The following is a 14,041-nucleotide window of genomic DNA, read 5'->3' on the forward strand; positions in this document are numbered from 1 at the left end:
TACCCGGTCAGGCCGCCCGGGCGAAGGACGACTTCATCAGGCCGGCCAGGACGCCGTACGTCTCGGTCCAGGCTCGGTGGGCATCCGGTGTGAAGTCCGCTCCGAGCGCGCGCTCGAGCGTCCAGAGCAGCGCGGACCCGACCGCCTCGAAATGTAGCTCCTGGGTCCCGTAGCCGAGGTGCCGCTGCCCGAGATCGCGCACGACCGAGGCCAGAGCCTCGGGCTTGTCGAGATTCGCGATCGCCAGCGCCAGCATGGCCATCAACTTGCGCTTCTGCTCCGCCATGGCCTCGGGGAACAGCGTCCGGACCTGCGGGGCGATCTCGAACAGCCGATCGTAGAACAGGTCGGCCGCGTGGTCGGCGATCGGCTGAACCTTGGCGAAGGTCTCCCGCACCAGCGTCACCTGGGACGACGAGATGGCGTAGGTGGCGCGGACATTCGCCAGGAAGCGCCCGACCTCGCTGGTGAGATGGTCCGACTGACGCGACAAGGCAGAGGCGGCGTCCAGCACCTGGCCGGCCGCAGAACCGGTCTTCTCGGCGGCATCGGCCACGCCCGAGATGTTGCTGGTCACAATGGCGGCCCCTGCGGCCGCCTGTCCGACATTGCGGACGATCTCCTGGGTTGCCGTTCCCTGCTCCTCGACGCCCGCGGCAATCGCCGCCGCCACCCCGTTGATCTCCCGGATCCGGTCGGTGATCGCCCCGATTGCCGTGACCGCCTGCCCGGTTGAGGCCTGGACCCGCGCGATATGCTCCGAAATTTCCTCGGTGGCCCTGGCAGTCTGCTCGGCGAGCATCTTGACCTCCGCGGCGACCACCGCGAAGCCCCGGCCCGCCTCGCCGGCACGCGCCGCCTCGATGGTGGCGTTCAGCGCCAGAAGATTGGTCTGACCGGCGATCGATGAGATCAGCCCGACCACGTCGCCGATCTTGGCCACTGCCGTGCGCAGTTCCTGCACCAGCGCGCCGGTGTGATCTGCCTCGGAGGCGGCCGCTCTCGTCAACTCGGCCGAGCCCTGAACCTGACGGCCGATCTCCTGGACCGAGGAGCCGAGCTCCTCGGCGGCGACGGCCACCGTGTTGACGTTGCTGGCCGCCTGCTCCGCCGCGGCCGCGACCGCGCCGGATTGCGTCGAGGTCTGCCCGGCCATGGTCGACAGCGACCCGGCGGCGGATTGGAGTTCGCTTGCCGAAGCCGAGACCTGCCCGATCATGTCGCCGACCGCCCGCTCGAAACCATCCGCCATCTGGCGCATGCTGGCGCGGCGCTCCTCATCGGCATGCTGTTGTGCCTGCGCCGTGTCGGCTTCCAGTTGCCGGGTCCGGATCAGGTTCTCCTTGAAGACCTGCACGGCGGCCACGATCGGTCTGAACTCATTGCTGTAGTCGTGCACGGGTACGTCGACCGTCGTGTCGCCCTGTGCCAGCGCCCGCACCGTCGCCGAGATCGCTCGGATCGGCCGGAGAACGCCCCGGGACAGGGCGAGCAATCCGAGCGCGACGAGCAGCGTTGCGGCCAGCAGGGCCGCGGCGTTCCGCAGAAGAATCGCGTGCGCCTCGCCGGCCAGGGTTTCGGCCCGTGCCACCATCGCGTCGAGGGCGGCGTAGGCGAGATCGACGATCGCCATCTGATCGACGGTGTTGCGCTGCCGCAGTTCCACGAATGTGACAGGGGACGGCTTGTTCAGGCTCAGCGCGTCGAAGACGGCCTGCGCAATCGATGCGGGCTCGCCTTCGAAGTTGCTGGCATGAGCCTTCTGGTACGCGGCTCTGATCGTCTCCGGAACACTGGAGACCGCCTCGGTCGTAGCCAGCCAGGCGCTCTGCAGGCGCGCGCGCTCCTCGGCGGCCGCTACGGTCTCGGCCAACGACCAAGTGGTCTTCGCCGCCAGCGACGTCTGGACCCGCAGCGCGACATTGCCGATCGCAACGCGGGTCGTCCACGCCGACCGCTTGATAGCGAGGTAGCGCTGCAGGATCGCGTCCGACCGAGGAATCGCGGCGTCAACCGCATCGGTCGTTGCGGTCAGCGCATCGAGCAGATCCTGGAAGGCCTTGAGCGCGGCCGGGAGCAGCGTCGCGTCACGCTGGGCCTTGGGCAGTCGCAGGGCGCTGTCGATCCGGGGGCGGAGGGCGTTCAAGGTCTCCTGACACGCATTCAGCCGGCCCAGCGTCGCGGATACGGCGGGCACATCCTGCTCGTTCAGGAGTAATTGAGCGGTCCGAAAATTCGTCAGCATGGCCTCGCGGTTCTTCGCAAGGGCTGAGAGCGTGTCAGGATCTGCGGGTGCCTCACCCCCGAGGGCGAGAGACGACCCGCGCTCCAGGCGCAGCGGCAGAATGGTCTTGAGCAGGCTGCGGCTCGCCTGGGCCAAGGTAACGGCTTGCCCTGCCTGCCCTGCCTGCCGGTGCGCCTCGATTAATCCAGTCGCGGCGTAGGTCAGTAACATCGACGCCATGGCCAATATCGCCACGCCCATGAGAGCGCGAACAGACAAACGTCCAAATTTCAGCATAGTTCAAAAATCCGCGTTTCAACAAACGGTCCAGAAGATGCCTGCACGCTAGCGCAAATAACTGCGGATTGCACGCCCATTGCTTCGCAATGTGCGGGCCACATCGGTCATGATTTAGAAATCTGGCGGAGGATGTGCTGCAAACGCTGATCTAAATTCGTACTCGTAGATATGGTGGATGATTGAATTGCTTAATCTGCAATTACAAAGACGGTCTTGGAGAAAATCACTAGCAAGAACAGCTTGCTCAAGGCGACGAACGTAGCAAAAGTTGGGTGCTGGCGAGAATCTGCCCCTGTCAAGATCTCCAGTGCGCAGCGGCGATCCTCGGAGGACCCGCGCGGCACCACTCCGCTGAGAAATTGGTCGCGGCAGGCAAGACAAGCGACGGCGACGCCGCCCGCCAGCATCCTTGCTGGGCGTGATCAGGCAGTGCCGCCCATGACCTCGACCCGCCCGTCGAGACCGATCACGCGCCCAAGGGCTCGGACGCGGTTAAGGAGACGGTCACCGCTCAGGGGCTCCCAGTCTCGCGGGAGGCGCAGGACCACGCGGCCGTCCTCCACGGTCAGCGGGGCCCGACCGAGCGCCCCGTCCATGCCGGCCGAGATCGGGAACGCGACGCGCAGCAGCGCGCCCAGGAGGCGCGCCCGTTCGAACAGGCGCGGCCCGGCCATCCCGCGCAGCATCGGGTTGGCCTTCTCGGCGGCGAGGCCCGTGTGCCGGAGCGACACCGAGAGAGCGAGATAGGCCCGGCCCGGATGGTCGACGCCCACGAACGCCGCGTTCTGGATGACCGCAATGCTCTGCTCGTCGCGGTAATCGGGATGGGCCCGCCAACCCACATCCGAGAGCAGGCAGCCCGCGTGCCGCAGGCGGCGCTCGTCCGCGGTCTCGTGGCCGTCGAGTGTCGCGACGAAGCGGTCGGTCCAGGCGATCAGCTCCTCACCATGGCGCGGCGCGCGGGAGCGAAGGCTGTTGAACTCCGCCGCCGAGGCGAGCAGCGGGTCGTTCAGCCGGGCGTCGCGGTCGAGCTGCTCGAACAGCAGGCCCTCGCGGACACCGGAGGCCGAGATGGCCACTTCCCGCGGCCGTCCGACCCGGATGATTTCCTCCAGAACGACGGCGCCATAGGCCAGAAGCGGGCGCCGGGCTTCGGAGATCGCGTCGACGTCCTGCAGGAGCGACACATCAGTCTGCTCCACGACCTGCAGGAAGCTCAGCTCGTCCGTGGGCTCGACCGTATAGCCGTGCATCACGTGGACGGGATAGTTGCGGGCGGCCTGATGGAGCCGCGCGATCGCGCGCCACGTGCCGCCGACCGCGTAGAAGGTTCGGCCGCGCAGGGTCTCGAGCTGGGGCACCGCCTTGCGCATGTGCTCGCGCACGATCTTGGCGGCCTTCTTAACCGAATTGCCGGAGAGGTCCTGCAGGGCGAGGCCGCCGAGCGGCATGGTCACGCCCTGCCCGACCACGGCGCCACGGACGTCCACGAGTTCCAGCGATCCGCCGCCGAGATCGCCGACCACGCCGTCCGGCGCGTGAAAGCCGGAGACCACGCCCAAGGCCGAGAGTTCCGCCTCGCGCCGGCCGGACAGGAGCTGGATCTCCTGCCCGCAGGCCGCTTCCGCCGCGCGCAGGAAGTCCGGACCGTTCTCCGCATCCCGCGCCGCCGCGGTGGCCAGCACGAAGACCTGCCCGACCCGCATGGTGTCGCAGAGGACCCGGAACCGCGCCAGGGCGGCCAGTGCCCGGGCGACGGCGTCCTCGTTCAGACGCCCGGTCGTCAGGACATTGCGCCCGAGGCCGCACAGCACCTTCTCATTGTAGAGCGGCGTCGGTGCCCGGCTCAGACCGTCATAGGCGACAAGCCGAACGGAATTGGAGCCGATGTCGATGATGGCCACCGGCTGGCGTGCCTCGCTGGCCATCGGGTCCGCCGAATGCGCGAGGATGAGGTTGGCACGAGGGCTGCCCAAACGTCCAAGTCCTTGATGAGCCCGACGCGCCGACCGGCGCGCCGCACGAAACGTTTAGCCCAGCGCCGCTGCGCGGCGAAACTCAGGCGCGCTGCGCACGTCGGCTCAGCGCGCGCGGGCTCGACTTCTTCGAGGCCTTGCCGCGGCCGGAGAGACTCGGGTTGGTCATGAAGTACTTGTGGGCGTTGAACGGTTCCTCGCCTTCCGCCGGCTGGATCCGCTCGCACCCTCCGGAGGCAAGCAGCCGCCAGCTCTGGCGATTGTCGAGCAGGTTGGCCAGCATGATCTGGTCGAGCACCTGTTGATGCACCGTCGGGTTGGTGATCGGCAGCAGCGCCTCGACGCGCCGGTCGAGGTTGCGGCTCATCAGGTCGGCCGACGAGATGTAGACCGTGGCCTTGGGATGGGGGAGGCCGACGCCGTTGCCGAAGGCGTAGATGCGCCCGTGCTCCAAAAACCGCCCGACGATCGACTTGACCCGGATCGTCTCCGACAGGCCCGGGATGCCCGGCCTCAGGCAACAGATCCCGCGGACCACGCAGTCGATCTGAACCCCGGCTTCCGAGGCGTCGTAGAGCGCATCGATGATCTGCCCGTCGACCAGCGAGTTGCACTTGATCCAGATCGCCGCCGGGCGTCCCGCCTTCGCGTGGGCGACCTCCGCCTCGATGTGTTCCAGGAGTCGATTCTTCAACGTCAGCGGCGACACCGCCATCCGCTCCAGTTCCGCCGGCTCGGCGTAGCCAGTGATGAAGTTGAAGATCCGCGAGACGTCGCGCGCGATCGCCGGATCCGCCGTGAAGAAGGACAGGTCGGTGTAGATGCGCGCCGTGATCGGGTGATAGTTGCCGGTCCCGACGTGGCAGTAGGTGACGAGCCTGTCGCCCTCCCGCCGGACCACCAGCGACAGCTTGGCGTGGGTCTTCAGCTCGACGAAGCCGAACACCACCTGCGCGCCGGCCTTCTCGAGGTTGCGCGCCCAGCGGATGTTGGCTTCCTCGTCGAAGCGCGCCTTCAGCTCCACCAGCGCGGTGACCGACTTGCCGAGTTCCGCCGCCTCGGCGAGCGCCGCCACGATCGGCGAGTTGGACGAGGTCCGGTACAGCGTCTGCTTGATCGCCACGACGTTCGGATCGCGGGCGGCCTGGGCCAGGAACTGCACCACCGAGTCGAAGGACTCGTAAGGGTGGTGGACGATGAAATCCTTCTGGCGGATCGCCGCGAACACGTCGCCGCCGCTCTCGCGGATGCGCTCCGGGAAGCGTGGATTGTAGGGCTTGAACTTCAAGTCCGGCCGGTCGATCCCGACGACCTGGGACAGCTCGTTCAGGGCCAGCATGCCCTCGACCAGGAAGACGGCGTCCGGAGAGATCTCCAGCTCGTCGACCACGAAGGTGCGCAGATCCTCCGACATCCCGGCCTCGACCTCGAGGCGGATCACGACGCCGCGTCGGCGCTGCTTGAGCGCCGTCTCGAAATGGAGAACGAGGTCCTCCGCCTCTTCCTCGATCTCGAGATCGGAATCCCGGACAACCCGGAACGCGCCGCTGCCCTTGACCAGGTAGCCCGGGAACAGGCGACCGGTGAACATCCCGATGACCTGCTCGATCGGGATCAGCCGCGCCGAAGTTTCGCTGTCGCTGACCGGCAGGCGCACGAAGCGATCCAGGACGCCCGGCACGCGGATCAGCGCCCGCAGCACCCGCCCGTCCCGCGGCCGCACTAGCATCAGCGCGATGGTCGTGCCGAGGTTCGGGATGAACGGGAACGGATGCGCCGGGTCGATCGCCAGGGGCGTGAGGACCGGGAAGACGTGGTTGAGGAAGTACTCTTCCAGCCATCCCGCCTGCTCGGCGGTGAGCGAAGCCGGCTCGACGATGTCGATATCGGCCGCATGCAGCTCCGCGCGCAGCTCGCGCCAGCGGGCCTGCTGGTCGGCGGCGAGGCGCGAGACCTCCGTGCCGATCCGCAGGAGCTGCTCGGAGGGCGACAGCCCGTCCTGGGACGGAACCGTCAGGCCCGCTCGGACCTGATCGATCAGGCCGGCGACGCGGACCATGAAGAACTCGTCGAGATTGTTGGCCGAGATCGACAGGAACCGGAGCCGCTCGAGCAGCGGGTGATTGGGGTTCGAGGCCTCCTCGAGAACGCGGCGGTTGAACTGGAGCCAGGACAGCTCGCGGTTCACGAAACGCTCCGGCGTGTGGCGCAGGGAGCGGCCGGCCTCCAGCACCGGCTCCCGTGCCGCCCCGGCCGCCGGGCTGGGCGCTGCCGGCTCGGCCGGAGAGGCCGAGGCAGGCCATTCATCGTTGGCATCGGCCGTGGCGCCGGCGACCGCCGGCTTCGCCGGACCGTCGGCCAGCGCCGCTCTCGCGGCGGGAACGCGCCGGGTCGTCGGAGGTGTTGTCGAGCGCCGACGGGGCTCCGCGGCCTCTTCGGCGACGTCGCGTTCCACGGGCTTCTGCGTCGATTCCATCCCCGATCCCTGTGTCTGCCTTCGGCTCCTCGCGGCGCGGAGCGTTTAGCATCGTCCCCCTGCAGCCTTCACGACGGTTTCGTGACGGCTCCCACTTTCCGACATCAGCTGTCGGGCTCGTCCTCTAAGCCCTCGTCGTCCAGACCCATGCGCCGAAGCACCGCCAGCGCGAGCGGGCGGCTGATGCGCCGACCGCGCCCGAGGGCGTCCCGGTCCAGTTCGGCGACGACGTCGCGGGCGCGGCCGAGGGAGCGGTCGATCCGCAGCGCCAGCGAGTCGATGACGCTCAGATCGACCACGAGTTGCCGATCCACGAACAGCTTGACCAGGACGGCGCGCAGAAGCGCGTCGTCGGGCGCGTCGATCGCGATCCGCGGGGCGAGGCGCAGGCGCGAGCGAAGGTCTGGCGTGACGAGGCCGAGGGCGTCGATCTCGGCGGAACTGGTCAGCAGGACCGGGCAGGCCCGCTCCCGCGCACGGTTCAGAAGGTGGAACAAGGCGGCCTCGTCCCGCTGCTCCGCCCGATCGATGTCCTCGATCACCAGGGCGCCATTCGAGACCAAGTGCTGGACGGCATCGGCGCCGATCTCCGCCGCCGCACTCGTCCAGGCATGGGCGCGTTCCGCCCAGATGGCCGCGAGATGGCTCTTGCCGCTGCCCGAGGGGCCGGTGAGCACGAGGACACTGTCGGGCCAGTCGGGCCACGCCTCGATCAGCGCGTAAGCGGCCTCATTGGCCGGTCCGACGAGGAAGTCCTCGCGGCCGTAGCGGGGGTCGAGCGGCAGGTCGAAGGTGAGCTGCCGGGGTGGTGCATTCTCGCGCATGCGTCGTCCAGGATCATCCCGCGCCCGCGGAGGTCAAGGCCGAAGCGTCCTTGCCGTCGTGCTCGATCAGGATCGGTTGCCCCGCATGGTAGAGGCGGCTCTCCAGATAGCGGGCCAGCGCGAAGCGGACCAGCACGCCGATCGAAGCCGCGATCGGGACGGCGAGCAGCAGTCCGACGAAGCCGAACAGCGTGCCGAACGCCAGCAGCGCGAACATCAGCCAAACCGGATGCAGCCCGGTCGAGTCGCCCACGAGCTTCGGCGAGATCACGTTGCCCTCCAGGAACTGCCCGACGAGAAACACGCCGACGGTCAGGCCGAGATGCAGCCAGTCGGCGGAGGGCCAGAACTGGACCAGTGCGACGCCCACCGAGAGCAGGAAGCCGGTCAGCGTCCCGACATACGGGATGAAGGTCAGGAACCCCGCGATCAGTCCGATCAGCACTCCGAAGTTGAGGCCCACCAGCCAGAGGCCGACCGCGTAGAAGCTCCCCAGGATTAGGCAGACCAGCGTCTGGCCGCGGACATAGCCGGTGACAGCCCCGTCGATCTGGCGCGCGAGGTCGCGCACCGTCGCCCGGTGCCGCGGCGGCACCCAGCCGTCGATGGCCGCGACCATCCGGTCCCAATCCACCAGGATGTAGAACGCGACCACGGGGGTCACGACCAGCAGCGACGCGATCGAGATCAGTGCCTGGCTGCCCGACCAGAGCGATTTGAGGAAGGCCAGGAGCCAGGTCCCCGCCTGGGTCGCGAGGGTGCCGACCGAGGATTGCAGCTCGCTCAGGACGTTGGCGCCGCCGATGCGTTCGAGCAGGCTCCCGGAGCGGTCGGCGATGATCGCCTGGAGCCGCGACACCATCCCGGGCAGGGCGTTGATGAGCGCCACGACCTGGTTGGCGGTGAGCGGGATCAGGATCAGCAGCGTCACGACCAGCGCGACGACGAACAGTGCCAGGATCAGCAGGCTCGCCGCGAGCCGCCCGAGTCCGAGCCGCTCCAGCCGGTCGGCCAGCGGGTCGAGCAGATAGGCCAGGGTGATGCCGGCCACGAAGGGCAGCATCACCTCGCGGAGCAGGTAGATGACGAGTCCGAGGGCGACGACAGCGGCCAGCCCGATCACAGCCCGTGTGCGCACGATGACGCTTCCCCCGCAGCACACCTCGCCACTCGGCAGAGTGGGTATGCGGCCTGCGCCGATCAAGACGCCGCTCCATCGACTCGCGCGGCGCGCGGTAAGCCGCTAGAGCGGGGCCAGTATTGAACGAGGTGGCGCGGGCATGACGGCCAAGGACGGCAACCAGCCGAAGACGGGGCTGACCTACGCGGCGGCGGGCGTTGATATCGACGCCGGCAACGCCATGGTCGAGACGATCAAGCCGCTGGTGCGCTCGACCCGGCGCCCGGGCGCCGATGCCGAGATCGGCGGGTTCGGGGGGCTGTTCGACCTGAAGGCCGCGGGCTTCCGCGACCCGATCCTGGTCGCGGCCAACGACGGCGTCGGCACCAAGGTCAAGATCGCCATCGAGACCGGCCGCCACGACACGATCGGCATCGACCTCGTGGCGATGTGCGTGAACGACATCATCGTTCAGGGCGCCGAGCCGCTGTTCTTCCTGGACTACTACGCCACCGGCAAGCTGGTCCCGGGTGTCGGCGCCGACATCGTGCGCGGCATCGCCGAAGGTTGCCGGCAGGCCGGCTGCGCGCTGATCGGCGGTGAGACCGCCGAGATGCCGGGCCTCTACGACGGGTCCGACTACGACCTCGCGGGTTTCTCGGTCGGCGCCGCCGAGCGCGGCACCTTGCTGCCGCGGCCCGGCATCCGCCCCGGAGACGTGGTGCTGGGCCTGCCCTCCTCCGGCGTCCATTCCAACGGCTTCTCGCTGGTCCGCCGGATTGTCGCGAAGACCGGCCTCGGCTGGGACGCGCCGGCGCCGTTCGCCCCGGGGCGCAGCCTCGGCGAGGCGCTGCTGGAGCCGACCCGGATCTACGTGAAGCCGCTGCTCGCGGCTTTGAACGCCACCGACGGGATCCGGGCGTTGGCCCACATCACCGGCGGCGGCTTCCCCGACAACCTCCCCCGGGTCCTGCCGGACGCGGTCGGCATCGCCGTCGACCTTGACGCTGTGACCCCGCCGCCGGTCTTCGGCTGGCTTGCCCGCGAGGGCGGCGTCGCCGAGGCCGAGATGCTGCGCACCTTCAATTGCGGGATCGGCATGGTGGTGATCGCCGCCGCCGACGCGGTCGACGACGTCGACGAGGCTCTGACCCGGGCCGGCGAGACACCGGTGCGCCTCGGGCGGATCACCGCGCGCGGCCCTGAGCCGGTCACCTTCACCGGCCGCCTCGCCCTCTGATGGCGGCCGCCCGCAAGACCCGCGTCGCGATCCTGATCTCGGGGCGCGGCTCGAACATGGTGGCGCTGCTGGAGGCCGCGAAGGATCCCGCCTACCCGGCCGAGATCGTGCTGGTCCTGTCGAACCGCCCGGAGGCCGCCGGCCTCGCCCGGGCGGCCGAGGCCGGTATCCCGACGCAGGCCATCGACCACAAGGCCTTTCCTGACCGCGCCGGCTTCGACGCCGCCCTCGACGCCGCCTTGCGGGCGGCCCAGGTGGATCTCGTCTGCCTTGCGGGCTTCATGCGGATCCTGACGACGGCGTTCGTGGCGTCCTGGGCGGGGCGGATGCTCAACATCCACCCGTCTCTCCTGCCCCTGTTCAAGGGGACGCATACGCACCGGCAGGCGCTCGACGCCGGCGTGCGCCTGCACGGCTGCACGGTCCACTTCGTCGTGCCGGAGCTGGATGCGGGCCCGATCGTCGCGCAGGCGGCGATCCCGGTCCGCCAGGACGATGATCCCGACAGCCTCGCCGACCGGGTGATCGTGCAGGAGCGCCGCCTGTACCCGGCAGTCCTCGCCCAGGTGGCGGGCGGCCGCGCCCGCCTGGAAGGCGACCGCGTCGTCATCGCCGAGGAGGCGCCGGACGGCGTCCTGTTCAGCCTCTAAAATCGCCGGCGATCTGGCGCAGGCCACGCCTCCGGTGCCGACCTCCGCGCTGTCCGTACGGATGTACGGATGCGGGATTCCACATTCGAGAAACTCCGTCTCCGGGACGTAGGCGATTTAAGTGACCAACCCACGTCGTTCCGGGGCCGCGCAGCGGAGCCCGGAACCCAGATCCGCCGACGGGGCAAGATCTGGGCGCGTCGGCGTGTCTGTCCGGGCTCGCCTTCGGCGCCCCGGAATTGTCTGTTGCACGGGTGCTAGTGTGGGGCTGTTCCGCGCGAGCGGGATGCCTGGTCCGGGTGGCCGCCCGGACCAGGCGCGCGGCGCCGGCCGTCCCGGAATAGGGCTGATACGCCCGTCGTCATCCTGGTCGACGCTGCGCTTCCCTTGCCACGCTTGATGAGTTGCCTGGGCCCCTCTGCCAGCCGGCATGACGCCCGCAGACAATCGCAAGCCGCACCAGGATAGCCCCCATGGCCGAGCCCGTCACCCCGCCCACCCCGACCCGCTTCATCGGCTGCGATGTCGGCAAAACCCTCATCGTCGTCTGCGATAGCCGCGACGGCAGCACCCGCACCCTGGCCAACACACCCGAAGCCCTCGCCGGCTTCGCCGCCCGCCTGGACACCACCTGCCTCGTCGTCTGCGAGGCCACCGGTGGCTTCGAGGACGCGCTCCTGGCCGCCCTGCTGGCCGCCGGATGCCCCGCTCACCGCGCCGACGCGCGCAAGGTCAAAGCCTTCATCCGCTCGTTCGGGACCCTGGGCAAAAGCGACAGCCTCGATGCCCGGGCGCTGGCCCGCTACGCACAGGAGCGCCACGCCCGCCTCGCCCGCTGGCAGGCCCCCGACCCGCGACGCGAGCGCCTGCAGACCCTGGTGCTCACCCGCGCCGATCTCATCGCCCAGCGGACCGCCTGCACCAACCGGCTGGCCGCCCCCGGCGCCGAGCCGGTCCGCGCCTGCCTGGACGCCCTGCGCGCCTGTCTGGTCGCCCAGATCCAGGCGCTCGAGGCCGCCATCGCCGAACTCGTGGCCGGCACCACTGATCTGAGGCGCGCCGAGCGCGTCCTGCGCGCCATCCCGGGCATCGGCGCCACAACCGCGGCCGCTCTCATCGCCCTCATGCCCGAACTCGGCCGCATCGACCGCCGCCAAGCCGCAGCCCTGGCCGGCGTCGCCCCCCATCCCAACCAGAGCGGCGCCGCCGACGCCTACCGACGCACCCGCGGCGGACGACCCGAGGTCAAGCGGACCCTGTTCCTGGCCGCCCTCACCGCAAGCCGCTACAATCCCGCCCTCAAGGACGCCTACCAGCGCCTGCGCGCCGCCGGAAAGAAGCCCCTCGTCGCCATCACAGCCCTCATGCGACGCCTCATCGTCATCGCAAACGCACGCCTGCGCGACGCCTACGCACACCCACAAAACTCAGCCGCCAACTGAGTTGATGACGATATGACTGACCAAGCCAGGCAATCAGCGACGGGCCGGATCCTTCCAACAGGGCGCGGCTGCTGGAAGCAACCAAGCGGGCGTGTCGTCAGACCGGGCGCTGCAGCTTGCAGCTGTCCAGCGCCGAGAGCGCCTTCGCGCGGGCGGAATCGTTGAAATAGCCGGTGGTCCGGTAGGCCTCGATCTCGGACGCGTCGAGGCTGCGCAGGGTCTGCCGGGCGTAGCAGCCGCAGGGGCGCTCCAGGGACGCCTCGGTGGCGCTGGTCAGGCGAGCCTGGACGACCGTGCAGGCGTGGCGGACGCGGCCTTCGAGGTTGGACTTCGTGGCGGTCTTGAGGGCCGGGTCCGGCTCGTACTGCTGGAACGGGGCCGAGGATCCGCCCGCGTAGGCGGCGGTCGCGCCGAGCGCGAACAGACCGGTCGCGATCAGCAGGGGCAGGCGGCGCATCGTCATGGTCTTGAGGGTCCGAAGGGCTGAGATTGACTAAGCTCGGCCGTTGGACGCTTCCGGGCTCCGTCCCGTCAAGGACGGTCCGGACACACAGGGCGGCATTCCCTGCGCGGCCCGGCGCCGTGCGCGACAATGGCGGGTCGGTGTGCCCAACCCGCCACCACCCGTTGCCTCACGCGGCGATGTCGGAGTCCTGGAAGAACTGCGCGATCTCCAGCTTCGCGTTCTCGGCGCTGTCCGAGCCGTGCACGGTGTTCTCGCCGACCGATTCGGCGAACTTCTTGCGGATCGTGCCCTCGGCGGCCTGGGCCGGGTTCGTGGCGCCCATGACCTCACGGTACTTGGCCACCGCGTTCTCGCCCTCGAGGACCTGAACGACCACCGGGCCGGAGGTCATGAAGGTGACGAGCTCGCCGAAGAACGGCCGCTCTTTGTGCACCTCGTAGAACTTCTCGGCCTGCTCCTTGGTCATGCGGATGCGGCGCTGACCGACGATCCGCAGGCCTGCCTCCTCGATCACGGCATTCACTGCGCCGGTCAGGTTCCGCCGCGTCGCGTCGGGCTTCAGGATCGAGAAGGTGCGCTCGGTGGCCATGGTGCGTCCGGTCTATCTGTGGAAAAGGTTTGCGGCGCACCGGCGATCCGGACACGCCGCGGCAGCGAGAATTTCGCTTCGGCGCCGGGCTTATAGCGGGCGCCCCCCCGTGCCTCAAGCTGCGTGGCAAGACCGGGCGGGACAAGCGCGGCCGTGGCTCTGCCGCAACACCGCCGAAAAATCGCCCGATTGCGACGGCTCACTCCCGCACCAACCGACCTCGTCCACCCCTCGGGCATCCGCGATGCCCCATTCCCGGAGACGAACCATGCGACTCGCTCTCAGCGCCGCCCTGCTTCTGACCGGCCTCTCCGCCGCCGCCGCCGACACCGGCAAGGATCCCTCAGGGACCTGGCTCACCGGCGACGGCCGCGCCAAGATCCGCATTGATCGCTGCGGCGCCGGCCAGAAGCTGGTCTGCGGCAAGGTCGTCTGGCTCAAGACGCCGACCTTCGACAACGGCGCGCCGCGCACGGACCTGAAGAATCCCGATCCGAAGAAGCGCGCCCGTCCGGTGATCGGGCTCCAGCTCATCGAGGGTCTGAAGCCTGACGACGCGAAGTTTACCGGCGAGCTCTACAATATCGAGGAAGGCAAGATCTACACGGTGAGCCTGGAGCGCGAGAGCGAGGCCGAACTCAGCGTCTCGGGCTGCATGCTCAAGGTGCTGTGCGGATCGCAGACCTGGACGCGGGTGCCGGACGTGAACCAGCAGGCCGCGAACAAGAACTGAG

11 protein-coding genes are annotated in these 14,041 nt (G+C 69.1%); 4 read left to right on the forward strand and 7 right to left on the reverse strand.

Going from position 1 to position 14,041, the window contains the following annotated elements:
- Positions 1-7: 7 nt before the first annotated feature.
- The 5 genes from AC3WSN_RS13050 to AC3WSN_RS13070 all read right to left on the reverse strand — a co-directional run bounded on the left by AC3WSN_RS13050 (position 8) and on the right by AC3WSN_RS13070 (position 8,938).
- Positions 8-2,464 (reverse strand): methyl-accepting chemotaxis protein, encoded by a 2,457-nt coding sequence (locus AC3WSN_RS13050; protein ID WP_492538466.1) that lies wholly within the window; start codon positions 2,462-2,464, stop codon positions 8-10.
- Between the two features lie 482 nt (positions 2,465-2,946).
- A complete protein-coding gene (gene ppx, locus AC3WSN_RS13055) occupies positions 2,947-4,452 on the reverse strand; it encodes an exopolyphosphatase (RefSeq protein WP_492538468.1) in 1,506 nt (501 codons plus the stop codon).
- A 130-nt stretch (positions 4,453-4,582) separates the two neighbouring features.
- Positions 4,583-6,976 (reverse strand): RNA degradosome polyphosphate kinase, encoded by a 2,394-nt coding sequence (locus AC3WSN_RS13060; protein ID WP_192710827.1) that lies wholly within the window; start codon positions 6,974-6,976, stop codon positions 4,583-4,585.
- 104 nt (positions 6,977-7,080) lie between these two features.
- A complete protein-coding gene (locus AC3WSN_RS13065) occupies positions 7,081-7,800 on the reverse strand; it encodes a P-loop NTPase family protein (RefSeq protein ID WP_192710828.1) in 720 nt (239 codons plus the stop codon).
- A 13-nt stretch (positions 7,801-7,813) separates the two neighbouring features.
- Complete coding sequence (locus AC3WSN_RS13070) at positions 7,814-8,938, reverse strand: AI-2E family transporter (RefSeq protein WP_192710829.1); 1,125 nt, start codon at positions 8,936-8,938, stop codon at positions 7,814-7,816.
- 142 nt (positions 8,939-9,080) lie between these two features.
- Here AC3WSN_RS13070 and purM point away from each other — a divergent pair, with 142 nt between their 5' ends.
- The 3 genes from purM to AC3WSN_RS13085 all read left to right on the forward strand — a co-directional run bounded on the left by purM (position 9,081) and on the right by AC3WSN_RS13085 (position 12,252).
- The gene (purM, locus tag AC3WSN_RS13075; protein WP_492538470.1) at positions 9,081-10,160 is read left to right on the forward strand and encodes a phosphoribosylformylglycinamidine cyclo-ligase; all 1,080 of its coding nucleotides are present in this window, start codon (positions 9,081-9,083) and stop codon (positions 10,158-10,160) included.
- On the forward strand, positions 10,160-10,810 hold the full coding sequence (gene purN / locus AC3WSN_RS13080; protein WP_192710831.1) for a phosphoribosylglycinamide formyltransferase: 651 nt from the start codon (positions 10,160-10,162) through the stop codon (positions 10,808-10,810). The genes purM and purN overlap by 1 nt, the downstream gene beginning before the upstream one ends.
- Before the next feature lie 473 nt (positions 10,811-11,283).
- Positions 11,284-12,252, forward strand: a complete 969-nt coding sequence (locus tag AC3WSN_RS13085) for an IS110 family RNA-guided transposase (protein ID WP_492536452.1) — start codon at positions 11,284-11,286, stop codon at positions 12,250-12,252.
- Between the two features lie 97 nt (positions 12,253-12,349).
- Here the strand turns inward: AC3WSN_RS13085 and AC3WSN_RS13090 are convergent, their stop codons facing one another.
- Both AC3WSN_RS13090 and ndk read right to left on the reverse strand, forming a co-directional pair.
- Positions 12,350-12,715 (reverse strand): hypothetical protein, encoded by a 366-nt coding sequence (locus AC3WSN_RS13090; protein WP_192710832.1) that lies wholly within the window; start codon positions 12,713-12,715, stop codon positions 12,350-12,352.
- 169 nt (positions 12,716-12,884) lie between these two features.
- Positions 12,885-13,307, reverse strand: a complete 423-nt coding sequence (gene ndk / locus AC3WSN_RS13095) for a nucleoside-diphosphate kinase (protein ID WP_192710833.1) — start codon at positions 13,305-13,307, stop codon at positions 12,885-12,887.
- Positions 13,308-13,575: 268 nt separating this feature from the next.
- On the opposite strand from ndk, the gene AC3WSN_RS13100 reads away from it, so the two are divergent.
- Positions 13,576-14,040, forward strand: a complete 465-nt coding sequence (locus AC3WSN_RS13100) for a DUF2147 domain-containing protein (protein WP_192710834.1) — start codon at positions 13,576-13,578, stop codon at positions 14,038-14,040.
- The last annotated feature ends 1 nt before the right edge of the window (position 14,041 follow it).

This window comes from Methylobacterium sp. FW102-HT35C08 (assembly GCF_058790235.1).